20 protein-coding genes are annotated in these 22,931 nt (G+C 70.5%); 15 read left to right on the plus strand and 5 right to left on the minus strand.

Annotated elements, in window-relative coordinates; all coding sequences use genetic code 11:
- The first annotated feature begins 4 nt into the window (after window positions 1–4).
- From BM349_RS06020 to BM349_RS06065, 10 genes are all read left to right on the plus strand, one after another.
- Window positions 5–610 carry an acyltransferase gene (locus tag BM349_RS06020; protein WP_254773748.1) on the plus strand — a complete coding sequence of 202 codons (606 nt, stop codon included), beginning with the start codon at window positions 5–7 and terminating at the stop codon, window positions 608–610.
- Complete coding sequence (locus tag BM349_RS06025; protein WP_091704433.1) at window positions 607–1,707, plus strand: DegT/DnrJ/EryC1/StrS family aminotransferase; 1,101 nt, start codon at window positions 607–609, stop codon at window positions 1,705–1,707. The genes BM349_RS06020 and BM349_RS06025 overlap by 4 nt, the downstream gene beginning before the upstream one ends.
- Window positions 1,707–2,729 carry a Gfo/Idh/MocA family protein gene (locus tag BM349_RS06030; RefSeq protein WP_091704436.1) on the plus strand — a complete coding sequence of 341 codons (1,023 nt, stop codon included), beginning with the start codon at window positions 1,707–1,709 and terminating at the stop codon, window positions 2,727–2,729. Before BM349_RS06025 ends, BM349_RS06030 begins: the two co-directional genes overlap by 1 nt.
- Before the next feature lies 1 nt (window position 2,730).
- Window positions 2,731–3,882, plus strand: coding sequence for a glycosyltransferase family 4 protein (locus BM349_RS06035; RefSeq protein WP_091704440.1), 1,152 nt, complete (start codon window positions 2,731–2,733; stop codon window positions 3,880–3,882).
- A gap of 65 nt (window positions 3,883–3,947) precedes the next feature.
- Window positions 3,948–5,090: a glycosyltransferase family protein gene (locus BM349_RS06040; protein ID WP_139230889.1), complete on the plus strand. Its 1,143-nt coding sequence runs from the start codon at window positions 3,948–3,950 to the stop codon at window positions 5,088–5,090.
- On the plus strand, window positions 5,087–6,268 hold the full coding sequence (locus BM349_RS06045) for a glycosyltransferase (protein ID WP_091704447.1): 1,182 nt from the start codon (window positions 5,087–5,089) through the stop codon (window positions 6,266–6,268). The genes BM349_RS06040 and BM349_RS06045 overlap by 4 nt, the downstream gene beginning before the upstream one ends.
- On the plus strand, window positions 6,265–8,067 hold the full coding sequence (locus tag BM349_RS06050; protein WP_091704450.1) for an ABC transporter ATP-binding protein: 1,803 nt from the start codon (window positions 6,265–6,267) through the stop codon (window positions 8,065–8,067). Before BM349_RS06045 ends, BM349_RS06050 begins: the two co-directional genes overlap by 4 nt.
- Window positions 8,064–9,143, plus strand: a complete 1,080-nt coding sequence (locus tag BM349_RS06055; protein ID WP_175525197.1) for a glycosyltransferase — start codon at window positions 8,064–8,066, stop codon at window positions 9,141–9,143. The genes BM349_RS06050 and BM349_RS06055 overlap by 4 nt, the downstream gene beginning before the upstream one ends.
- A 34-nt stretch (window positions 9,144–9,177) precedes the next feature.
- Window positions 9,178–10,428 (plus strand): glycosyltransferase family protein, encoded by a 1,251-nt coding sequence (locus BM349_RS06060; RefSeq protein WP_091704458.1) that lies wholly within the window; start codon window positions 9,178–9,180, stop codon window positions 10,426–10,428.
- Window positions 10,413–11,597 (plus strand): glycosyltransferase, encoded by a 1,185-nt coding sequence (locus tag BM349_RS06065; protein WP_091704463.1) that lies wholly within the window; start codon window positions 10,413–10,415, stop codon window positions 11,595–11,597. The genes BM349_RS06060 and BM349_RS06065 overlap by 16 nt, the downstream gene beginning before the upstream one ends.
- On the opposite strand, the gene BM349_RS06070 is transcribed toward BM349_RS06065, so the two are convergent.
- Window positions 11,598–12,674 (minus strand): glycosyltransferase family A protein, encoded by a 1,077-nt coding sequence (locus BM349_RS06070; RefSeq protein ID WP_091704466.1) that lies wholly within the window; start codon window positions 12,672–12,674, stop codon window positions 11,598–11,600.
- A 76-nt stretch (window positions 12,675–12,750) separates the two neighbouring features.
- Between BM349_RS06070 and wecB the strand changes: the two genes are divergently transcribed.
- On the plus strand, window positions 12,751–13,812 hold the full coding sequence (gene wecB / locus BM349_RS06075; protein ID WP_091704469.1) for a non-hydrolyzing UDP-N-acetylglucosamine 2-epimerase: 1,062 nt from the start codon (window positions 12,751–12,753) through the stop codon (window positions 13,810–13,812).
- On the opposite strand, the gene BM349_RS06080 is transcribed toward wecB, so the two are convergent.
- Entirely contained in the window at window positions 13,784–14,971 is a 1,188-nt protein-coding gene (locus BM349_RS06080) for an acyltransferase family protein (RefSeq protein WP_091704472.1), read from the minus strand. The genes wecB and BM349_RS06080 overlap by 29 nt on opposite strands.
- A 78-nt stretch (window positions 14,972–15,049) precedes the next feature.
- Here BM349_RS06080 and BM349_RS06085 point away from each other — a divergent pair, with 78 nt between their 5' ends.
- Window positions 15,050–16,342, plus strand: a complete 1,293-nt coding sequence (locus tag BM349_RS06085) for a nucleotide sugar dehydrogenase (protein WP_091704476.1) — start codon at window positions 15,050–15,052, stop codon at window positions 16,340–16,342.
- A gap of 9 nt (window positions 16,343–16,351) precedes the next feature.
- On the opposite strand, the gene rfbD is transcribed toward BM349_RS06085, so the two are convergent.
- From rfbD to rfbA, 3 genes are read right to left on the minus strand one after another with little or no spacing between them, the layout of a single operon-like run.
- Window positions 16,352–17,770, minus strand: a complete 1,419-nt coding sequence (rfbD, locus tag BM349_RS06090; protein WP_091704478.1) for a dTDP-4-dehydrorhamnose reductase — start codon at window positions 17,768–17,770, stop codon at window positions 16,352–16,354.
- A gap of 3 nt (window positions 17,771–17,773) precedes the next feature.
- A complete protein-coding gene (rfbB, locus tag BM349_RS06095; protein ID WP_091704479.1) occupies window positions 17,774–18,772 on the minus strand; it encodes a dTDP-glucose 4,6-dehydratase in 999 nt (332 codons plus the stop codon).
- A complete protein-coding gene (gene rfbA, locus BM349_RS06100; RefSeq protein ID WP_091704481.1) occupies window positions 18,772–19,641 on the minus strand; it encodes a glucose-1-phosphate thymidylyltransferase RfbA in 870 nt (289 codons plus the stop codon). Before rfbA ends, rfbB begins: the two co-directional genes overlap by 1 nt.
- A gap of 105 nt (window positions 19,642–19,746) precedes the next feature.
- On the opposite strand from rfbA, the gene BM349_RS06105 reads away from it, so the two are divergent.
- The 3 genes from BM349_RS06105 to BM349_RS06115 are packed head-to-tail and all read left to right on the plus strand — an operon-like array spanning window position 19,747 to window position 22,914.
- Window positions 19,747–21,708, plus strand: a complete 1,962-nt coding sequence (locus BM349_RS06105; protein ID WP_091704484.1) for a DUF6541 family protein — start codon at window positions 19,747–19,749, stop codon at window positions 21,706–21,708.
- A 55-nt stretch (window positions 21,709–21,763) separates the two neighbouring features.
- Window positions 21,764–22,510: a glycosyltransferase family 2 protein gene (locus BM349_RS06110; protein WP_091704487.1), complete on the plus strand. Its 747-nt coding sequence runs from the start codon at window positions 21,764–21,766 to the stop codon at window positions 22,508–22,510.
- Window positions 22,507–22,914 (plus strand): DUF2304 domain-containing protein, encoded by a 408-nt coding sequence (locus BM349_RS06115; RefSeq protein ID WP_091704492.1) that lies wholly within the window; start codon window positions 22,507–22,509, stop codon window positions 22,912–22,914. Before BM349_RS06110 ends, BM349_RS06115 begins: the two co-directional genes overlap by 4 nt.
- Window positions 22,915–22,931: the final 17 nt, after the last annotated feature.

Genomic DNA, 22,931 nt, shown 5'->3' on the forward strand with positions numbered 1-22,931 from the left:
GAACGTGAGTGACCATCCTGCCGTGCGCGTCACGGCATCCGCCGACGTGTCCGCCGATGCCACGATCGGCGACGGGTCGTCGGTCTGGCACCTCGCCCAGGTGCGCGAAGGCGCCGTGCTGGGCCGCAACTGCGTGATCGGGCGCGGCGCGTATATCGGCACCGGCGTGGTGATGGGCGACAACTGCAAGGTCCAGAACTACGCGCTGGTCTACGAGCCCGCGCGCCTGGGCGACGGCGTCTTCATCGGCCCCGCCGTCGTGCTCACGAACGACACCTATCCGCGGGCCATCAACCCCGACGGCTCGCTCAAGAGCGCCCATGACTGGGAGCCGGTCGGTGTCACGATCGAGACCGGAGCCTCCATCGGAGCCCGTGCCACGTGTGTGGCCCCCGTCACGATCGGAGCCTGGGCGACCGTCGCCGCCGGCGCCGTCGTGGTCAAGGACGTTCCCCGATTCGCCCTGGTCGCCGGGGTTCCTGCCCGCCGGATCGGCTGGGTCGGCCGGTCCGGACACCCCCTCGTCGAACGCGACGGACGTTGGCACTGCCCCGCCACTTCGGACGTCTACGAAGAAATCGACGGCGAACTGAGAGAGGTCACGCTGTGACGTTGGAGTTCATCCCGCCCGCCAAGCCGATCATCGGAGACGACGAGCGCGAGGCGGTCGACCGCGTACTGCGCACCGGCATGGTCGCTCAGGGCCCGGAGGTCGCCGCATTCGAGCGCGAGTTCGCCGAGCACTTCGTCGACGGTCGTCCCACTGTGGCCGTCAACTCCGGCACCGCCGGCCTGCACCTCGGGCTGCTCGCCGCCGGCGTCGGCCCCGGCGACGAGGTGATCGTGCCGTCGTTCACCTTCGCGGCGACCGGCAACTCGGTCGCCCTCACCGGCGCGACCCCGGTCTTCGTCGACATCGAGCCCGAGACGTTCTCGCTCGACCCGGCCGCGGTCGAGGCGGCCATCACGGCCAAGACCCGCGGCATCCTGCCGGTGCACCTCTACGGTCACCCGGCGCGGCTGCGCGAGCTCTCGGCCATCGCGGAGAAGCACGGCGTCGCACTGTACGAGGACGCCGCCCAGGCCCACGGCGCATCCCTCGACTCCCGCCCCGTCGGCACCTGGGGCGCGTTCGCGATGTTCAGCCTCTATCCGACCAAGAACATGACCAGCGGTGAGGGCGGCATGGTCACGCTCGCCGAGGACGCGGTCGCGCGTCGCGTGCGCCTGCTGCGCAACCAGGGCATGGAGAAGCAGTACGAGAACGAGGTCATCGGGTTCAACGCCCGCATGACCGACATCCACGCCGCGATCGGACGCGTCCAGCTCACGAAGGTGGATGCCTGGACCGCCGCCCGCCAGTCGAATGCCGCGTTCCTCGATGCGAACCTTCGCGGGGTCGTCGTTCCGCCCGTCGCCGACGGCGCCGTGCACGTGTACCACCAGTACACGATCCGCGTCGCGGAGGACCGCGACGGATTCGTCAAAGCGCTGAAGGACGAGCACCAGGTCGGCAGCGGCGTCTACTACCCGATCCCGAACCACAGGCTTCCGTCGCTCGCGCCGTATGCTCCGGGACTCGACCTCCCGGTGACGGAAATCGCTGCGCGCGAGGTCGTGTCGCTGCCCGTCCACCCGTCGCTGACACAGGCTGACCTCGACCGCATCGTCGCGGCGATCGACGCCGTCGTCGGGGCGGGTGCCTGATGGTCATCCCGGCTTCCGCGGCGCGTCCCGCCGACGCGCCCATCCTGCGGGCGGGGCTCCTCGGCGTCGGCATGATGGGCCGCCACCACGCTCGTGTGCTGCGCGAGATCGACGGCGTGCGACTGACCGCGATCGCCGATCCCGGAGGCGACCCGCACGGAGTCGCCGGCGACCTGGATGTGCTTCCCGACATCGAGGCGCTCATCGAATCGGGCATCGACATCGCCGTGGTCGCGGTGCCGACGCGGTTCCATGAGGATGCTGCGCTGAAGCTCGCCGCCGCGGGCGTGCACACGCTCGTCGAGAAGCCGATCGCCGACAGCACCGCGGCAGGACGGCGGATGGCCGACGCCTTCGCCTCGCAGGGGCTGGTCGGCGCCGTCGGCCACGTGGAGCGGTTCAATCCCGCGCTGCAGGAGCTGCGGCGCCGCCTCGAAGCAGGCGATGTCGGCGAGGTCTACCAGATCGCCACGCGCCGCCAGAGCACGTTCCCGCTGCGCATCGCGGACGTCGGCGTCGCGAAGGACCTCGCCTCGCACGACATCGACCTGACCGCCTGGGTGGCGCAGAGCGACTACGCCAGCGTGTTCGCGCAGACGAGCTTCCGCAGCGGACGCGAGCACGAGGACATGATCGCGGTCTCCGGACGGCTCGCGAACGGCATCATCGTCAATCACCTGGTCAACTGGCTGAGTCCGATGAAGGAGCGGGTCACCGTCGTGACCGGCGACCGCGGCACCTACATCGCCGACACGGCGACCGGAGACCTGACGTTCTACGCGAATGGGACCATCCCGCTCGAATGGGAATCGGTCTCGACGTTCCGCGGCGTGTCCGAAGGCGACGTGACCCGCTTCTCCTTCGCCAAGCGAGAACCGCTGCGTGTCGAGCACGAGGCCTTCCGCGACGCCGTCCTGGGGCTGCCGAGCGAGGTCGTCACCATGGAGCAGGGGCTCCACACGCTCCAGGTGGTCGAGGGTGCGCTCCAATCCGCCGCGACGGGTCACTCGGTCGCGTTCTGACATGAAGGTCCTGCTCGTCACGCGGATCTTCTCACCCGAGGCCGCGGCCGCATCTTTCCGTCTCAGCGCCCTCGTGGGTGAGCTGGCGCGCAGGGCGATTCCGGTGACCGTGCTGACCTCCACCCCGCCGGCGAGGCTGAAGGTCCCGGCCGCGCCGGCCGGCGTCACCGTGCGACGCGCACGCGTGCTCCGCGACCGGACCGGCTATCTGCGGGGCTATCTGCCGTATGCGAGCTTCGACATCCCGGCGTTCTTCCGGGTGCTGTTCGCGAGGCGGAGCGATGTGGTCGTCGTCGAGCCGCCGCCGACCACGGGTTTCGCGGTCAGACTCGCGAGCGCCCTGCGTCGCACGCCGTACGTGTACTACGCCGCCGACATCTGGTCGGATGCCGCGTCGTCGACGGGTGCGCCCGGGATCGTCATCGCCTTCGTGCGATGGGTCGAGCGGCGTGCGCTGCGGGGGGCGCGCGCGGTGATCGCGGTGAGCGCCGGCGTGGCTGATCGTGTGCTCGCGCTCGCGCCGCACGCGCAGGTCGAGGTCGTTCCGAACGGGGTCGACACCGACGTGTTCACCGCGCAGGGCCCGATCGTCGAGGACGCCGCGTGGGGTGTCTACGCGGGCACCGCCAGCGAGTGGCAGGGCGCGGACGTGTTCATCCGCGCGATGCCGTCCGTGCGGCGTGCTCTGCCCGACGCGACGATCGCGTTCATCGGGCAGGGGAGCGCGTGGGCCGAACTGCGCGCCCTCGCCGATCAGGTCGCCCCCGGCGCCGTGCGCTTCATCGATGCCGTGCCGGCAGCGGATGCCGCGTCGCACCTGCGCTCGGCGCGCGCCGGCCTCGTGAGCCTGCGTCCCGGCCAGGGCTACGACTTCGCGGTTCCGACCAAGATCTTCGCGGCCGCCGCGACCGGAACCCCGGTGCTGTTCGCGGGACCCGGGCCCGCGAACGCCGTGATCGCCGATGCCGGACTCGGTGTCGCGGTCGCCTTCGACGAGGATGCCGTCGCGCATGCGATGGTCGACCTGTTCGGGGCGCCGGCATCGGCGGACGATCGCGCTCGGCGTGCCGAGCGGGTCGCGACGGAGTTCTCATCGGAAGCTCGAGCCGCCGACGCCGCGGACGCCGTGATCGACGCCGCGCGGGCGACGTGACGATGGATTCATCGAGCGCAGTGGGACGCGCGGTCCGATCGCTCCGGACCGCCGCAGGACGAGCCGTGCTGGCGATGCCCGAGTGGGTCAAGGTCCGCATCGTCCCGCAGACGATGGGGTACCGCGCCTCGGACATCCCGCCCCCGATCGTGGCGCCGGCTGAGCCGGTGCGACTCCTCATCGCGCCGGCGAACTATGCCGCCCAGGGGAGGCTCTGGGCCCGCGCTGCCGAGACGCTGCCTGGCGTCGGTGCCAGGAACCTCGTCATCACGAGGCCGGGCGCGTTCGGATTCGCGAGCGACTTCACGGTCACCGAACACGTCGCCACGGTCTCCCCGCGCTGGGCGCGCGGGCAGCGGCGCGCCGTCGGCTCGTTCACACACGCCCTGATCGAGGCCGAGCGGCCGATACTCGGAGGCGCTTTCGGGGGCGACATCGTGCGCGAGGCTCGGGCGCTGCGTGCCGCAGGGGTGAGCGTGGCGTACGTCTCCCACGGCAGCGACCTGCGGCTTCCCAGTCGGCACGCACCGCTGGAGCCGTGGTCCCCCTTCCGCGACGAGGACTGGCCGCTGCTGCCGGCTCTCGAGTCGCAGGCGGCTGCGAATGCCGAAGCGCTGCGCGCGATCGGAGCACCGGTGTTCATCGCCACGCCCGAGCTCCTCATCGACTACCCCGAGGCCACCTGGCTGCCCAACGTCGTCGACCCCCAGCGCTGGCACACCGACGCGCCGGTGCTGGCGGGTCCCACCCCGGTGGCGCTGCACATCCCGACGAGCGAAGTGATCAAGGGCACCGCCCTGATCGAGCCGGCCATGCGCGCTCTGGAAGCCGAGGGTGTCGTGCAGTACGAGCAGCCGACGGGCATTCCACCCGCCGAGATGCCCGCGCTGCTGGCCGGGGTGGACATCGTGCTCGAGCAGTTCCGGCTCGGCATCTATTCGACGACCGCGATCGAGGCCATGGCGGCCGGGCGGATCGTCGTGGCCCACGTCTCCGAACGGGTCCGCGCACACGTCGCCGAGACGATCGGCGTCGCCGTGCCGATCGTCGAGGCGACCCCCGACACCGTCGGGGCGGTGCTGCGGGAGATCGTCGCCGACCCCGACCGGTACCGTGAGATCGCCTCCCGCGGTCCTGAGTTCGTTCGTGCCGCCCACGACGGGCGATACTCCGCCGGCGTCCTGAAAGACTTCCTCACCACCACATGAAACCGTCACTGCTGATCCTCTCCTTCTCGCCGATCGCGAGCGATGCCCGAGTCCTCAAACAGGTCGAGGCGTTCCGCGACGACTACGCCGTGACGACCTGCGGCTACGGGCCGACGCCGGACGGAGTCGCCCGCCACGTGCGGATTCCCGATGACGTGCTGCACAACGTGCTCCACGACGGCCGGATCACCCGCAAGGCGTACAAGCGCGCGTACTGGAGCCTGTGGTCGGTGAAGTGGGTCAGAAAGCACCTGAAGCGCGGCGCCTACGACATCGTGCTCGCGGACGACGTCGAGGCCGTGCCGCTCGCCCTTCGGCTGCGCCCCAAGTACGGCACGCATGCGGATCTGCACGAGTACTCGCCGCTGCTGCACGAGGACTGGGAGGGATGGCGCGCCAAGATCACCCCCTACGTCGAGTGGCTGTGCTCGGAATACGTCGCCCACGCCGACTCGTGGTCGACGGTCAGCGGTGGACTGGCGCGGGAGTACGAGCGCAACTTCGGCTTCCGCCCGGTCGTGGTGACCAACGCGGCGCCGTACGTGGATGCCGAGCCGCGGCCGGTCGGGGACCCCATCCGGCTCGTGCACTCGGGCGCCGCGCTCCACGATCGCAAGCTCGAGGATCTCGTGGCGGGCGTCGCCGCATCCACCTCCGGCGCGACGCTGGACCTGTATCTGACCCCGAACCAGCCGGCCTTCGTCGAGGTGCTGCGCGGACTCGCCGCCGAGACCGACGGCCGCGTGCGCGTCAACGATCCGGTGCCGTACGCGCAGCTCTCCGAGACTCTGCAGGGATACGACGTGGGCGTGCACATGCTCGCGCCGACCAACTTCAACAACCGGTGGGCCCTGCCGAACAAGCTGTTCGACTACGTCCAGGCGCGCCTCGGGGTGATCATCGGCCCCTCGCCGGAGATGGCCGAGTACGTCCAGCGCTACGGCCTCGGCGCGGTCACCGAGTCGTTCGAGCCGGCCGCCCTCGCAGCCGTGCTCGACGGACTGACCGTCGCGGATGTCGAGCGCTGGAAGAAGGCGGCCGACGCGAGTGCGCGAGAGCTGTCCGCGGCCACGCAGGTGCAGCTGTGGAAGGACGCGATCGACGCCCTCGCCCGCAGGGGCGGGGCCTCGGCACCCAGGAATCCCGCACCCCCGGCTGGTAGTCTCGGGCCTCGATGAAGCTCCTCTGGTCGACCCTGCGCCGCCTGCTCCCGCTCCTTCCGGCCGGGGCGCGACGCTTCTTCGCCATCTACATCGTCTCCACCAGCGCGCTGACCCTCCTGGACGTCGGGGCGATGGCGCTCCTCGCCCTCGTGATCACTCCGATCGTGACCGGTGCGCCGATCACGCTGCCGATCATCGGGACCTTTCCGGCCTCGACCGCGCCCTGGCTCGTGCTCGTCGCGTGTCTCCTGATCATCATCAAGGGCGTGCTGTCGGTCCTGCTGCACTGGATCGCGACGCGCACGTTCGCCCGGTACGAGCTGGAGATCGGTCAGCGACTCTTCCGCGCGTACATCCATTCCTCGTGGGAGGAGCGCTCCAAGCGCACCGTCGCGGAGATCACCCGGATCGCCGACGGCGGCATCGCCAACACGATCATGGGGTTCATCCTGCCGCTCGCCCTGATTCCAGGGAACGTGCTGACCTTCGCGCTCATCCTCGCGATCCTCGTCGTCGCCCAGCCGCTCACCGCGGTCATCGCATTCGTCTACCTCGGCCTCGTCGCGTTCGTCGTGAACCACTTCGTGACGCGACGCGCTCTGCTGGCAGGCCGCGTCAACCGCGATGCGAGCTACCGTGTGGCGATCTTCATGACCGAGATGGTCGAAGCGCTCAAGGAGATCACCCTGCGCAACCGGCTCGACCAGGTCGCGGGCGTCGTCACTGAGGAGCGCAAGCGCGCGGTCCGGGCCAGGGCGAACTCGTCCTTCCTCGGCATCATCCCCAAGTACGCGTTCGAGGCCGCGCTCGTCGGCGGGTTCCTGCTCATCGGCGCGGGGTCGTACCTCATCGCCGGCCCGGAGGCCGCGATCGTGTCGATCGCGCTGTTCGCCGTCACCGGATTCCGCCTCATCCCCGCGATCAACGGGATCCAGAGCGGGATCGTCCAGGCATCCGCGACCATCCCCTCCGCGCTCGACGTCATCGGCGACATGACCAACGCCGAGCGCGACATCGCCGAGAAGGACATCGGCGCGGATCGCGCGCCCCTTCCCGAGCATCCCGTGACGCTGACGCTGCGCGATGTACGGTTCCGCTACCCCGACGCGCAGGCGGAGGCCCTCCAGGGTCTGGACCTGGAGATCCCGTTCGGCGGATCGCTCGGCATCGTGGGCCCGTCCGGAGCGGGCAAGTCGACCCTGATCGACATCCTCCTCGGTCTGAGCACGCCGACCTCTGGCCTCATCTCGATCGACGGGATGCCGCTGACCGACGTGCTGCGCGCGTGGCGCCACCGGGTCGGCTACGTACCGCAGCGGGTCGCCCTGTTCGACGGCTCGATCGCACAGAACGTCGCACTCACCTGGGATCACGACTTCGACGTCGAACGGGTCGAGCGTGCGATCGAGATGGCGCAGCTGACCTCGATGGTCGCCGAGCGCGAGCACGGCATCCACTCCCGCATCGGCGAGCGCGGGCGTGCCCTCTCCGGAGGCCAGCAGCAGCGCATGGGCATCGCCCGTGCCCTCTACACTGACCCCCTGATCCTGGTGCTCGACGAGGCGACGAGCTCCCTGGACACCAAGACCGAGGACGACGTGTCGCGCGCGATCCGCGACCTGCAGGGGCAGCTCACGATCATCTCGGTCGCCCACCGGCTGTCGACCGTGAAGGACTACGACCGCATCTGCTATCTCGCCGACGGCCGGGTGCAGGGCCTCGACACGTTCTACGCGCTCGCGCGATCCCTGCCGGCGTTCGGCGAGCAGGTGGCGCTCGCCGGGCTCGCCGAGTACCGGACGTCCGCGGCGTGAACGCCGGCGCTCCGGTGCCGTTCGCCGATGTGGTGATCGCGGCGCACGATCCGCAGCGTGCCGTCGGTCGCGCCGTCGCCTCTGTGCTGGATGGGGGCGGTGATGACGTGCGGGTCACCGTCGTCGCGCACGGCATCGATCCCGATCTCCTCGCGCCCGAGCTGGGCGTGCTCTCGGAGGATCCCCGGCTTCGCGTCGTGCGGTTCGACGACGGCGTGCGATCGCCCGCCGGTCCGTTCAACCACGGGCTCGGACTCGCGACCGCCGTGTACGTGGGCGTGATGGGCTCCGACGACTTCCTGGAGCCGGGAGCGATGGGGGAGTGGATCGCGCATCTCCGCGCGCGCGGATCGGACTATCTGATCGCGGCGCTGCGCAATCAGGACGGCGCCGTCTGGCGCGATCCGCTGACCCGCCGGGGGCGCCACGGCGACCTCGACCTCGTCCGCGACCGCCTGGCGTACCGGGCCGCACCGCTCGGCCTCATCCGCCGTGATCTGCTGCCGCCCGACAGGCCGGCGCTGACGCCGGGGCTCGCGACAGGCGAGGACATCGAGTGGGGCCTCGAGCTGGCTGCCCTCGACGGCAGGATCGATGTCGGCGTGGGTCTGGGTGCCTACGTGATCGGAGCGGATGCGCCCCAGCGCATCACGCTCGAGGCCCGCTCCCTGGATGCCGAACTCGAGGCGCTCCGCCTCCTTGCGAGGCGTGAGTGGCTGCATCGCCTGAGCAGCCGTCGGCGCCGGGCGATCGCGATCAAGCTCTGGCGGATGAATGTGGTCCCCGCGGTCATCGTCCGCGCCGACGCGCCGTGGTCGCCCGAGGCGCTCGCCGCCCTGGCTGAGGTCACCGCGTGGCTGGAGGCGCTCGCTCCGCGCGCGCGGCGCTCGCTGGGGCGCTCCGAGCGGTGGATCGCGGATGCCGCGCTGCAGCCCACGGCTGCGTCGCTCGACGCGTCCGTCGCCAGGGCGCGCCGGGCCGGCACGATCGACCGCGTGCTCACCCGCAACCCCCTGCGCGCGCTGGGGACCGACGCGCCGCTGCGCCGCGTGCTCCGCCTGCGCACGCCCGCCTGAGCCGCGCCGCTGCGGATGGGACAATAGGAACACCATGGGGATCGGCAGCCGCGTCACGCAGTCCATGCGGTCTGTGGTCGATGCCGTGCTCCGGCATCGCGACCGACTGCCCGGGTTCGTCAATCGCGGGATCGATCACATCGCCGACTCGCCGGACGGGTTCTTCGGGCGGCTCGCGGCCCGGTCGCTCGGATCGTTCGACGATGCGGACATCCCACCACCGACCTCTGTTCCCGACGCATCGCTCCGCGTGTACATCGCACCCACGAACTACGCGGCTCAGGGCTGGGCGTGGGCTCGCGCCCTCGACGCGGCGCCCGACGACGTCGGCGCGCGGAACATGGCGGTCGATGTGCCCGGAGGGTTCTCCTTCGAGGCGGACACCGTCGTGCCGGTCCCCGTCTACACCTCGTCGGAGCTCTGGCAGCGCGCCGAGCTCGAGGCCGTCGGGCGCTTCACGCATGCGCTCTTCGAGGCCGAGCGGCCGTTCTTCGGACGGCTCTTCTCCCGCGACGTGGCGACGGAGCTGGAGGTGCTCGCGGCGCGCGGCGTGTCGACGGCCTTCATGTGCCACGGCTCGGACATCCGCCTTCCCAGCCGCCACCTCGACTTCACTCCGTGGTCGCCGTTCGGCGAGCGCAGCGCGTCGAACGACAAGCTCGAGCGGGATGCCGCACGCAACAGGGCCCTGCTGGACGCCGCAGGACGACCGGTCTTCGTCTCGACACCCGACCTGCTCGCCGACGTGCCATACGGGCTGTGGTGCCCCGTCGTGGTCGATCCGGCACGGTGGGCCGCCGTGCGTGAGACCGGCCCGGCATCCCAGGTCAGCGTCGCGCACGCGCCGAGCAAGTCGCAGATCAAAGGCACACCGCTCATCGAGCCCGTCGTGGAACGGCTCGCCGAGGCGGGAGTGATCCGCTACCGTCGCGTCTCAGGCGTGCCGTCCGCCGACATGCCCGCGGTCTACGCGGAAGCCGACATCGTGCTCGACCAGTTCCGCCTCGGCTCCTACGGGGTCGCGGCGTGCGAGGCGATGGCGGCCGGCTGCGTCGTCGTCGGGCACGTCGTGCCCGCGGTGCGCGACGCGGTGGCGCAGGTGAGCGGACTGGAGCTGCCGATCGTCGAGGCCGACCCCGACAGCCTCGACGACGTGCTGCGCGGACTCGCCGCCGACCCCGGCCTTCGCGCGACCATCGCCGAACGCGGACGGGCGTTCGTCGCCGAGGTGCACGACGGCGGGCTCAGCGCGCGCATCATGCTCGATCGGTGGATCCTCTCGTGACGCCTTCGACCCTCGACGCCTGGCGCCGCCTGCCCCCGTGGGTGCAGGACCCGCTGTCGATCGCGATCGCCACCGCGCGCGGCGAGCGGGTTCCGCCTCCGCCGAGGCTGCGCGACGCCCGCGTGCGCCTGATGATCGCCCCTGCCAACTATGCCGGACAGGGTTTCCGCTGGGCGCGCGCCGTGGAGGCGAACCCGGATGTCGCGGCGATGAACATGGTGTACGACTCGATCAATCCGTTCGGCTACCCCGCCGACTACCCGGTGCCGGGTCGCATCGCCGGGCACTCGCACCGCTGGCAGCGCAACCAGCTCGAGGCGCTGCGGACCGGGTTCACCCACATGCTGATCGAGGCCGAGATGAAGCCGCTGGGCAGCATGCTCGGTGGGGACGTGCTTGCCCAGGCGCGCGCCATCCGCGACGGCGGGGTTCGCATCGGGATGATCTGCCACGGATCCGACGCGCGTCTGCCGTCGCGCCACGCGGCCGCCGACGAGTGGTCGCCGTTCCACAACGACGACTGGGTGCCGGTGGCCCAGCTCGAGGCTGTCGTGCAGGGAAACCTCGATGTCCTCGCCGAGCTCGCCGCACCCACATTCGTCTCCACTCCGGGGCTGCTGCTGGATGTCCCCACGGCGCACCTGCTTCCCGTCGTGATCGACCCCGAGGCGTGGGCGACCACGGCACCGGTCCTCGAACGAGACCGCCCTCGTGTGGTGCACGTGCCCTCCAATCCGCTGGTGAAGGGCACCGCCGAGATCACCCCCGTCCTGGAGCGGCTGCACGCCGACGGAGTGATCGAGTACGTCTCGGTCTCGGGCGTCGGCCACGCTGAGATGCCGGCGATATTCGCGGGCGCCGACATCGTCGTGGATCAGTTCCGGCTCGGCGACTACGGGGTCGCGGCCTGCGAGGCCATGGCCGCCGGCCGCCTGGTGGTCTCGCACGTCAGCGAACAGGCGCGTGAGGCCGTGTGCGCCGAGACCGGTCAAGATCTGCCGATCGCCCAGGCGACCATCGCGTCGCTCGAGACCGCGCTGCGCGGCATCCTGGAGGACCGCATGTCGTGGCGCGCGTACGCGGCACGCGGCCCCGCGTTCGTCCGCGCCGTCCACGACGGCGCCGCGTCGCGTCGCGTGCTCGAGCAGCGCTTCCTGTTTTCTGACTGATCAGCGCAGCATCGCCGCAGACGCTGCGGCGAAGCGCAGCGGCCCCTCCCGATCGAGCAGGGCGAGCGGATGCCGCGGCACGAGGTTGCCGGGAGCGGCCCGGCGCAGGCGCCGTTGCGCCAGCGAGATGAGCGTCGCCGGCGCCGAACCGCGGTCGGCGCACGCGTCGAGCAGCCGGCGGTCGATGATCGACAAGGACTGCTCTGCGCTCGGCGCGCCGCGCCGCAGCTCCTCGACCGTGCGTGCCAGGGCTGCGTGATCCTCCGGAGTCCACTCCGCAGGATCCCGCCGATTGGCGACGGCGCCGAACACGTGGATGCGGATTGTCTTGATCACGATCGCGCGCCTCGCGTCCGCGTTCAGCCCGGCGAACCACTCCCCGCCGATCAGCAGGTTCACCGCGGCGAGGTCATCCGCAACCGGACGGGTCGCGAGCGTCGCACGGGAGCGGGCATCGCCGTGCACGATGTACGCAGGCAGGCCGCCGCCGTAGGCGATGGTCCGTGCGGCGAACCAGGCGCGGACGCCGTACTCGAGGTCCTCGCCGCTGGCCAGGCCGGGCGTGAACCGCAGCGAGCCGAGCGCGGAACGATCGACCAGTCCGAGCGGTGCGGTGCGGTACGCGAGCCGGTCCGCCACCGGGAGCAATCTGCGCCGGTGGGGCACCCGCACCGGCGGGGTCGGGATCGCCCGCCCGCCCGCGTGGCGCAGGCGCGGGATCACGGCATCCGCGCCGGATGTCTCCGCCAGGTCCAGCCATGCATCCAGCGCCCCCGGCTCGAGCTCGTCGTCGGAGCCCATGACGGACGTGAAGCGTGCCGTGGCGGCGTCGAGCCCGGCGTTGAACGGGCCGGCCGGGCTGCGGATGCCGTCGTGCAGCAGCAGGATGCGCAGGCGAGGGTGGTCGACGAGCGGGCCGAGGGCTGCCGCGATCCCGTCGACCGGCGTGTCGTGCGCGACGACCGTGACTCGCACCCGATCCGACGAGCCGGCAAGGGCAGAGCCGGCAGCCCGAGGGACCGGGCGCTCCGGGTCGTGCGCGGCGATCACGAGGTCGACGCCGAGCGCGGCGCTCATGACCGGTGCCCGCTGCGCATGCTGTCACGCTACAGGGCGGTCCGGGCGGACGCCCCCCCACCTAGACTCGGTATCCGTGAAGGTGCTCAGCGTGGTCGGCGCACGACCCCAGTTCGTCAAGCTCGCCCCGATCGCGAAGGCCGCGAAGGCGGACGGCGTCGATCACGTGATCGTCCACACCGGCCAGCACTACGACCCGCTCCTGTCCGATGTCTTCTTCGACGAGCTCGGCATCCCGGAGCCGGACGTCCACCTCGGCGTCGGATCCGGTTCGCACGGCGTCCAGACCGGGGCGATCCTCGCCGCTCTCGACGGCGTGATCGACGCGCAGCGACCCGACTGGGTGCTCGTCTACGGCGACACGAACTCGACGCTGGCCGCAGCCGTGAGCGCGGTGAAGATGCACATCCCCGTCGCGCACCTCGAGGCGGGGCTCCGCTCGTTCAACCGCCGGATGCCCGAGGAGCACAACCGCGTGCTCACCGACCACGCATCCGACCTCCTGCTCGCCCCGACTGAGACGGCGATGCGCCACCTCGCGGCCGAGGGACTCGCCGACCGGGCGGTGATGGTGGGCGATGTCATGACCGACGTCCTGATGCAGGTCCGGCAGGGCGTCGCCGCGCACACAGGCGATCTCGCGGCGGAACTCGGCCTCGAGCCGGGCCGCTATCGGGTCGCCACCGTCCACCGAGCCGAGAACACGGACGACCCCGACCGCCTGCGCGCCATCATCGCCGCGCTCGCCGGCCTCGACCAGCCCGTCGTGCTGCTGGCCCATCCGCGGCTCGTGGCACGCGCGGCGGCGGCATCCATCCCCCTCACCGCCGGCTCGCTCATCGCGCACGCGCCGCTCGCGTATGCGGACCTGATCGCGGCGGTATCCGGCAGCGCGGGCGTGATCACCGACTCGGGCGGCCTGCAGAAGGAGGCGTTCCTGCTGCGGGTGCCGTGCATCACGGTGCGCGAGGAGACCGAGTGGGTCGAGACCGTCGACCTCGGCTGGAACGTCCTGGCGACGGATGCCGCGGCCATCGCTGCGGCCGTGGGTCGCACCCCGTCACCGACGGACGCGGCCCCCTACGGCGACGGCCACGCGGCCGAGCGGGTCATAGCGTCGCTTCGCCGGGCGCACTGACGACGGGCGCGGCCGCTGCGACGCGCTTGGCCTCGCGCCGACGACGCCACTCCACCTCGCGCACGCGGAGGCGGGACTCCACGGGACGTTCCAGCCACAGGTGCAGGGCGGCCGCCATCGCGATCGCGATCACCGCGAGAACGGCGAACCAGCCCAGGTTCTGCCAGCCCGCGGGCTGCAGGCCGAAGATCGTAAGCGCCGTGTAGATCACCGTCGCGTGGATCAGGTAGAACGCGAACGACCACTCGCCGAGGGCCACGAGCGGGCGCCACCGCATCCATCGCGCGGAGCCGGCCATCTCGCGCGTGGATGTCGAGACGATCAGCACGCCGAAGAGGATCGTCATCGCCGCCGGCAGCCCGGTCGCCACGATCGCGAACAGCCGTGTTCCCGGCATGTAGTGCTCGGTGAGCACGAACGTGGCGCACACCGCGGCGATCGCCAGCGTGGGGACCAACGGGTGCAGCCGCAGTCGCCACCCCTGGCGGCACGCCCATGCGAGGCACATTCCGAGGATGAACTCGTTGACGCGCAGGATCGGCAGGGGCAGCCACGCCACCCATCCGCTCGGATCCAGGAGGATGTCGATCCGGATGCCGATCGTGACGAGGGCGACGACGCCGGCGGCTATGAGTGCGCCGCGACGCGAGAGCGGCGTGAGCGCCTTGGCGAGGAACGGATGCAGTGCGTAGAAGAACGCCTCGACGGTGAGCGTCCACGCCGCGGGGTTGCCCGAGAACAGGATGACGGGATCCCTCGACCAGCCCTGCAGCAGCACGAACGAAAGCGCGAGGATGCCGATGTTGACCGGCTTCACCCACCAGTCGGCGGGATCGGGCGTGAAGCTGTAGAACACCGGGATCGCGAGCAGCAGGGTGACGAAGTGCAGCGGGTAGATGCGCGCGAACCGTCGCCAGTAGAACGTCGACTTCAGCGTTCCCGGCTTGAGGGACCAGGTGAGCACGAATCCCGAGAGCACGAAGAAGAAGGCGACGCCGTAATCGCCCAGGCGCAGCACGGAGTCCACGGCCGGCACGAGCGGGGCGAAGACGAGCATGTGGAAGCCGAAGACGGCGAAGGCGGCCCACCACCGCAATCCGGTGATCGCGTCGAGCCGGGGGGCGTGAGCGGCCTCGCGGGGGTTCGCTGCAAGGTCCACGGGCACCGAGTCTACCGGCGGTGCGTCCGCCGCCCTGGCGGCGCCGGGGCGCGGTGCGCCGCCGCCTAGACTTGTCCGATGCGTATCGCAGTCGTCGCGCTCGGCAAGATCGGGCTTCCCCTCGCAGTTCAATTCGCCGCATCCGGTCACGAGGTGATCGGCGTCGACGTGTCGAAGGCGACGGTGGATGCCGTCAACGGGCTCACCGAGAGCTACCCCCACGAGGCCGGCCTCGCCGACGGCCTCCGCGCGGCGCGCGAGACGGGCAGGCTCCGGGCGACCACGGAGTACGGCGATGCGGTGCCCGGTGCCGATGTGGTCGTGGTCGTCGTGCCGCTCATGGTCGATGACACGACCTGGGAACCCGATTTCACCTGGATGGACGACGCGACGGCCTCGATCGCGCAGCACCTCACCGCGGGGACCCTGGTCTCGTACGAGACCACCCTGCCCGTGGGCACCACGCGTGGGCGGTGGAAGCCCATGCTCGAGCAGGGTTCCGGGCTGGCCGAGGGCAGCGACTTCCACGTCGCCTTCTCGCCCGAACGGGTGCTCACCGGCCGGGTCTTCGCCGATCTGCGCAAGTACCCCAAGCTCATCGGCGGACTCACCGAGGCGGGCGCCGCACGGGCCAGGGACTTCTACGAGGCTGTCCTGGAGTTCGACGAGCGCCCCGATCTTCCCCGCGCCAACGGCGTGTGGGATCTGGGCACCGCCGAGGCCGCGGAGATGGCCAAGCTCGCCGAGACCACGTACCGCGACGTGAACATCGGTCTCGCCAACCAGTTCGCCCTGTTCGCCGGCTCGAACGGCATCGACGTCTACCAGGTCATCGAGGCGTGCAACTCGCAGCCGTTCAGTCACATCCACCGACCTGGCATCGCCGTCGGCGGCCACTGCATCCCGGTCTATCCGCGGCTGTACCTCACGACGGATCCGGACGCCGACATCATCCGCACCGCGCGCAACCTGAACGCCTCGATGCCCGAGCGACTGGTTTCGCAGGCCGCCGGCATCCTGGGCGATCTGTCGGGCATGAAGGCCGTCGTCCTGGGCGCCTCGTACCGTGGGGGCGTGAAGGAGACCGCGTTCTCGGGTGTCTTCCCGACGGTCGAAGCCCTCCGCTCCCGCGGAGCCGAGGTCCGCGTGCACGATCCGCTGTACTCCGACGACGAGCTCGTCGCGCTGGGGTTCGCTCCGTACGGGCTGGGGGAGCAGGTCGACCTCGCGATCGTCCAGACCGACCACGCCGCGTACCGCGCTCTCGAGCCTGCCCAGCTTCCCGGCATCCGGCTGCTCGTCGACGGTCGCAACGCGACCGATGCCGCCGCATGGACCGGAACCCCGCGACTGGTCGTCGGGGCGGGCTGATCGCCGCGGCTAGAGTCCGGCGCGTGCGACGTAGGTCGCGAGGGAGGCGTCCCAGTGCTCCGGTGTGAAACCGGTTGCGCTGATCTTGCCGTTCTCCAGCTCGCTGTTGCGCGGGCGTGGAGCCACCGGCGCGGTCGCGGCGGCGAAATACTCATCGGTTGACACACCGGTGACGCGGCCCGGGTCGTGGCCGGCCAGCTCGAAGACGCGGCGCGCGATGTCGGCCCACGACGCCCTCGCGCCCGTCCCGCTCAGGTTGTAGACGCCGTAGGCGGCGCCCGAGTCGACGAGGTGACGGATGCCGGCGGCGATGTCGGCCGTGAACGTGAGGCGACCGAACTGGTCGTCGACGACCTTCGGATCGACGCCTCGCTCGGCGAGCGAGAGCATCGTCGCCACGAAGTTCCTGCCCTCGCCGATGACCCACGAGGTCCGCACGACGTAGTGCCGTGGCACGGTCGTGGCAGCCGCGTCGCCGGCTGCCTTGGTCTGTCCGTAGACGCCGAGGGGGCAGATCCGGTCGTCCTCACGGTAGGGGCGATCGAGCGTCCCGTCGAAGACGTAGTCGCTCGAGACGTGGACGAGCGTGATCCCGTGCGCCGCTGCGACGGCTGCCAGCGCCGATACCGCTCCGACATTCGCCGCCCAGGCGTCGCGTCGGCCTTCGGGCGTCTCGGCCGCGTCCACGGCCGTGTATGCCGCGGCGTTGATGATCGTGTCGTAGTCGCGCCACCGCCGCGCGGTGCCGAGCGACGCGGACGACACATCCAGGTCGGCCCTCGTCGCGTACTCCACCGATCCGCCGTCGCCGAACTCCGCCCGCAGCGCCTTTCCGAGCTGTCCTGCCGCACCCACCACGAGCGTCTTGCGCGGCGGGATCGGCGTCACGTCGGCCAGGCGCGGGTGGGCGAGGTCCTTCGGCGAGATCTCGACATCCGAGAGGGGGATGGGCCACGGCACGGCCACCGTCTCGTCTGCGAGGTTCAGGAACGAGTAGGTCGCATCGGGTGACCAGTGATCGTTGACGAGGTAGGTGTACGCCGTATCGGGCTCGAGGGTCTGATACGAGTTCCCCACGCCCCTCGGCACGTAGATCGCACGCGACGGGTCGAGCTCGGTCGTGAAGACCGCGCCGAACGTCGGCCCCTCGCGAAGATCGACCCACGCGCCGAAGATCCGGCCCGTCGCGACGGAGACCCACTTGTCCCACGGCTCTGCGTGGATGCCGCGGGTCGTGCCGACCGCGTCGTTGAACGAGACGTTGTTCTGGACCGGGCCGAAATCGGGCAGACCGAGGGCTGTCATCTTCTCGCGCTGCCAGTTCTCCTTGAACCAGCCGCGCGAATCGCCGTGGACCGGCAGATCGAACACCACCAGCCCGGGGATCGGAGTGTCGGTGCGGGAGAGCGCCTTGCCGAAATCCGTCATCGGCTACTGGCCCTTCGCCGCGTAGAACGCCTCGGTGGCGTCCTTCGCGGGTGCCCACCATTCCTCGTTCTCGCGGTACCAGTCGATCGTCGCGGCCAGGCCGGTCTCGAAGTCGCCGTACGAAGGCAGCCAGCCGAGCTCGGTGCGCAGCTTCGTCGAGTCGATCGCGTAGCGCAGGTCGTGTCCGGCGCGGTCGGTGACATGGTCGTAGGCGTCGGTCGGCTGTCCCATGAGCGAGAGGATCAGCTCGACGACGTCCTTGTTGTTTCGCTCGCCGTCGGCGCCGATCAGATACGTCTCGCCGATCTCACCGCGCTCCAGGATCGTCAGCACCGCCGAGGAGTGGTCATCGGCGTGGATCCAGTCGCGGACGTTCTCGCCGGCCCCGTACAGACGCGGACGGACGCCGCGGATCACGTTGGTGATCTGCCGCGGGATGAACTTCTCGATGTGCTGGTACGGCCCGTAGTTGTTCGAGCAGTTCGAGATTGTCGCGCGCACGCCGAACGAGCGCACCCACGCCCGCACCAGGAGGTCGCTGCCCGCCTTGGTCGACGAGTACGGCGACGACGGGTTGTAGGGCGTCTGCTCGGTGAACCGCTCCGGGTCGTCCAGCTCGAGGTCGCCGTACACCTCGTCGGTGGAGATGTGGTGCAGTCTCGTGTCATGACGGCGGGCCGCCTCCAGCAGCGTGTACGTGCCGACGATGTTCGTGTCCAGGAACGGGCGCGGGTTGTGCAGGGAGTTGTCGTTGTGCGACTCCGCGGCGTAGTGGATCACCGCGTCGGCGCCCGCGAACAGCTCGTCCACCAGGGGCGCGTCGGTGATGTTCCCGACGATCAGACGCACCCGATCGTCCGGCAGCCCGTCCAGCGACGCGCGGTTGCCCGCGTACGTCAGGGCGTCCAGCACCGTCACGTGGTGGTCGGTGTGCGCGACGACATGGTGGACGAAGTTGGAGCCGATGAACCCGGCGCCGCCGGTCACGAGCAGATTCGCCATCAGCGTCCTCTTTCCAGAGTCTCCAGCAGGTAGGTGCCGTAGCCGGACTTCACGAGCTTCTCGGCGCGCGCGCGCAGGTCGTCGTCGCCGAGGAATCCCTGTCGCCACGCGACTTCCTCCGGTACGCCGATCCTCAGTCCGGTCCGGCGTTCCATCGTCCGGACGTAGTCGCCGGCATCCGTCATCTGATCGAACGTGCCCGTGTCGAGCCACGCCGTGCCGCGTGGGAGGACCTCGACCTGCAGCGTCCCGCGCTCGAGGTAGGCCCTGTTGACGTCGGTGATCTCGTACTCGCCGCGGGGGCTCGGCTGAAGCTCGCGCGCGATCTGCACCACGTCGTTGTCGTAGAAGTACAGTCCGGGCACCGCGTAGCTGCTCTTGGGGTGCGCGGGCTTCTCCTCCAGCGAGACCGCCTTGCCGTCCGCATCGAACTCGACGACTCCGTAGGCCGTGGGGTCGGCGACCCAGTACGCGAAGATCGCGCCGCCGTCCACGTCGGCGTACCGCTTGAGCTGCGTGCCCAGGCCCGGACCGTAGAGCAGATTGTCGCCGAGGACCAGCGCGACCTTCTCGTCGCCGATGAAATCCGCCCCGATCGTGAACGCCTGGGCGAGTCCGTCGGGCGACGGCTGGCGCGCGAAGGTGAGGTTCACACCGAACTGGGAGCCGTCGCCGAGCAGCCGCTCGAACTGCTCCGCATCGTGCGGAGTGGTGATGATCAGGATGTCGCGGATGCCGGCGAGCATCAGCGTCGAGAGCGGGTAATAGACCATCGGCTTGTCGTAGACAGGGATCAGCTGCTTCGAGATCCCCAGGGTGATCGGGTGCAGTCGTGTGCCTGAACCGCCGGCGAGGATGATGCCTTTCACAATCCAATGGTGTCATAGGCCCGGCATCACGATTTTCCCAGCAGGCTCCTCGGTATCCTGGATCGTCCGTCCCGTCCTGTGCGGGTCTCCGAAAGGTGTCCATCCGTGCAGTGGCTCACATTCACGTCGGCGGTCGCGGCGACCGTGCTGCTGCTCGCCGTCATCGGCCTCCCGCTGGCCCGGATCATCGGGCTGCGCGGGTACGCGATGATCGCGGCGTCGCCGGCGTTCGCGGTCACGATCGTCGCGATCACCGCCGTCGCGGCACCGTGGATCGGCCTCTCCTGGTCGGTCCTGCCCGTCATCCTGGTCGCGGTCGTCGTCGGGCTGGTGCTGTTCCTCATCAGGCGCGCGACCCGCCGCGCGACTCCTCCGCCGGCACCGCGCCGCCGATTCGACGGCTGGCTGCTGTTCGCGTTCCTCGTCGCGGCCGCACTGCTGGCGTACCGGGTCGTGGCAGTCTTCGGCAGCCCCGAGAACATCTCCCAGACCTTCGACAACATCTTCCATCTGAACGGCGTCCGGTTCGTTCTGGACACCGGCAACGCATCGTCGCTGTGGCTGGGCCGGATGACCAATCCCAGCGGCGGCCTCGGCTTCTACCCTGCGGCCTGGCATGGGCTGGTTGCACTGATCGTCCAGCTGTCGGGTGCGTCCATCCCCGCCGCAATCAACGCGGCGACACTGGTCATCTCCGCTGTGGTCTGGCCGCTCGGTGCGCTGCTGCTGACGCGCACGCTGTTCGGGCGCTCGCCGGTGCTGTCGGTCTCCGCGGGGCTGCTGGCCGCCTCGCTGCCGGTGTTCCCCATCCTCCTGATGGACTACGGCGTCCTTTACCCGTACCAGCTGGGACTCGCACTGCTGCCGGTGGCCCTGGCCGCCACACTGCGCGCGCTCGGACTTGCCGGAGGCGTCGCGACCGCGCCGGGACGCGTGTGGTGGGCGGTCGCCGTGCTCGGGTGCCTTCCCGGACTCGCACTCGCCCACCCGGGCTCCCTCGTCGGATGGCTCGCCCTGACCGCCCCGATGGTCGCGGTGTTCGGGGTCCTGCGACTCCGCGGCGCGCGCACGGTCGGGCGCCGCTGGCTCATCGTCGGGGCCTTCGTCGCGTATCTGGCTGTCGGCGCCGTGCTGCTGGACACCCTCCGGCCGCCGGCGGAGGCGCGCGGCTGGCCGCCGCAGATGGGCATCCTCGATGCGGTGATCGACGTCGTGACGATCTCGGCCTGGTACGAGGTCTCGGCGGTCATCGCCGCGGCGGCCGTGCTCGCCGGTGTCGTCTGGGCGTTCATCGCACGGTCGGCGCGCGGGTACGTCGCGCTCGGCATGTACGCCGTGACCGCGCTTCTCTACGTCGCGGTCGCCGCGCTGCCGCTCCTCGCCCTCCGGGACGCGCTGACCGGCGGGTGGTACAACAACCTGCCCCGGCTCGCCGCGGTCCTGCCGATCGTGCTGGTGCCGCTCGGCGCCTACGGTGCGGCGTGCACGTGGTCGTGGCTCGCCCGCCGGTCGGCGGTGCACCGGGTCACGGCGCGCCGGCCGCGGTGGATCGCCGCCACGCTCGCCGTCGTCGCGACGGCTCTGGTCGCGCTCGGGATGCAGGCGCCGCTGCTCTCGCCGATCCCGACCGCGGAGCGTTGGGCGCAGAGCCCGTTCGTCCTGGGTCCGGCATCGGCCCTGCTGACGTCGGACGAGGCGGCCCTGCTGTCCCGGCTCGACGAGCACGTGCCGGAGGGCGTCGTGGTCGCGGGCAGCCCCTGGACCGGGGCATCCCTCGCGTACGCGCTCGCGGACCGGCCCGTCCTGATGCCGCACACGCTGATGGAGATCGGCGATGAGCTCGAGACGATCAACGACGGACTCGCCGACGCGTCAGCGGGCGACGAGGTGTGCGACGCCCTCGAGGATCTCGGCGTCGGGTTCGTGCTGGATTTCGCGGGTCGCGAGGTGCACCCCGGCGAGCACCCCTTGCCCGGACTGCAGGGTCTGGCCGATTCGGATGCGGTGCGTCTGGTGGACGAGCAGGGCGACGCCCGGCTGTACGAGATCGTCGCGTGCGCCCCCTGACCCCCGCCTCCCTCCTCGGGGGCGGCCGATGCGCCGCCGATAGACTGGGCGGACTATGACCGCAACGTCCAATCGCGTGCTGATCATCGTCCCGGCCTGGAACGAAGCCAAGAACGTCGGCACCACGGTCCGCGAGATCCAGGCTGCGAGTCCGGCCTACGACGTCGTGGTCATCGACGACGGCTCCGCCGATCAGACCTCGCGCATCGCACGCGAGGCGGGCGCCAGGGTGCTCACGCTTCCGTTCAACCTCGGCGTGGGCGGTGCGATGCGCACCGGGTTCACCTATGCGCAGCGTCACGGATACTCCCGCGCGATCCAGGTGGACGCCGACGGGCAGCACAACCCGGCCGACATCGATCTGGTGCTGTCGGGTCTCGATCACGCGGACATCTCCATCGGGGCCCGGTTCGCGGACGTCGGGGACTACACCGTGCGCGGCCCCCGCCGGTGGGCGATGATCTTCCTCGCCCGGGTGCTGTCCCGAGTGGCCAAGACGCGGCTCACCGACGCGACCAGCGGGTTCCGCGCCGCCGGACCGCGCGCGATCGACCAGTACGTCCGCTACTACCCGTCGGAGTACTTCGGCGACACCCTCGATTCGCTCGTCGCGGCGTGCCACGCCGGCCTGACGGTCACGCAGGTTCCCGTCGCGATGCGCGCCCGGATGCACGGCACTTCGACGCAGGGAACGGTCGGTGCGACGCTCTACCTGCTGCGTGCCGTGTTCGCGCTGAGTCTCGCGGTCATGCGGCGAGCTCGGCCCGTGCGTCCGACCACGGCAGTGGAGCCCGCCGCATGATCGTCTTCGTCGGGATCACCCTGGCGCTGGTCATCCTGATCATCGTCGTGTGGATGCTGCTTGCCCGAAAGCTGCGCGAGAAGTACGCGGTGATGTGGCTCGTGATCGGGTTCGCCGTCCTGATCCTGGGGATCTTCCCGCAGCTGCTGCTCTGGCTGACCGAGGTCCTCGGTGTCGCGGTTCCTGCCAACCTGCTCTTCTCGCTCGCGATCGTGCTGCTGCTCGGCGTCGCGCTGCACCTGTCGTGGGAGCTCTCCCAGGCCGAGGAGGAGATCCGTCGCGTCGCCGAGGAGGCGGCGATCTCACGGGCCGAGATCGACGAGCTCACCCGCCGTGTGGAGCGACTCGAGGCGGGTCCGGCGTCCTCCGAGTCGACCGGGACCGATGCCGCGGCATCCGGCTGAGAACGCCGCTGATTCGA

Source organism: Microbacterium sp. cf046, assembly GCF_900114345.1.
In the GTDB taxonomy this organism is placed as follows: domain Bacteria; phylum Actinomycetota; class Actinomycetes; order Actinomycetales; family Microbacteriaceae; genus Microbacterium.

Excerpts from the sequence above, each read along its gene's own strand:
- BM349_RS06030 (WP_091704436.1), top strand. The coding sequence starts at position 1,707 with ATGGTCATCCCGGCTTCCGCGGCGCGTCCCGCCGACGCGCCCATCCTG.
- BM349_RS06035 (WP_091704440.1), top strand. The coding sequence starts at position 2,731 with ATGAAGGTCCTGCTCGTCACGCGGATCTTCTCACCCGAGGCCGCGGCC.
- BM349_RS06045 (WP_091704447.1), top strand. The coding sequence starts at position 5,087 with ATGAAACCGTCACTGCTGATCCTCTCCTTCTCGCCGATCGCGAGCGAT.
- BM349_RS06050 (WP_091704450.1), top strand. The coding sequence starts at position 6,265 with ATGAAGCTCCTCTGGTCGACCCTGCGCCGCCTGCTCCCGCTCCTTCCG.
- BM349_RS06060 (WP_091704458.1), top strand. The coding sequence starts at position 9,178 with ATGGGGATCGGCAGCCGCGTCACGCAGTCCATGCGGTCTGTGGTCGAT.
- BM349_RS06070 (WP_091704466.1), bottom strand. The coding sequence starts at position 12,674 with ATGAGCGCCGCGCTCGGCGTCGACCTCGTGATCGCCGCGCACGACCCG.
- BM349_RS06085 (WP_091704476.1), top strand. The coding sequence starts at position 15,050 with ATGCGTATCGCAGTCGTCGCGCTCGGCAAGATCGGGCTTCCCCTCGCA.
- rfbD (WP_091704478.1), bottom strand. The coding sequence starts at position 17,770 with ATGACGGATTTCGGCAAGGCGCTCTCCCGCACCGACACTCCGATCCCC.
- rfbB (WP_091704479.1), bottom strand. The coding sequence starts at position 18,772 with ATGGCGAATCTGCTCGTGACCGGCGGCGCCGGGTTCATCGGCTCCAAC.
- BM349_RS06110 (WP_091704487.1), top strand. The coding sequence starts at position 21,764 with ATGACCGCAACGTCCAATCGCGTGCTGATCATCGTCCCGGCCTGGAAC.
- BM349_RS06115 (WP_091704492.1), top strand. The coding sequence starts at position 22,507 with ATGATCGTCTTCGTCGGGATCACCCTGGCGCTGGTCATCCTGATCATC.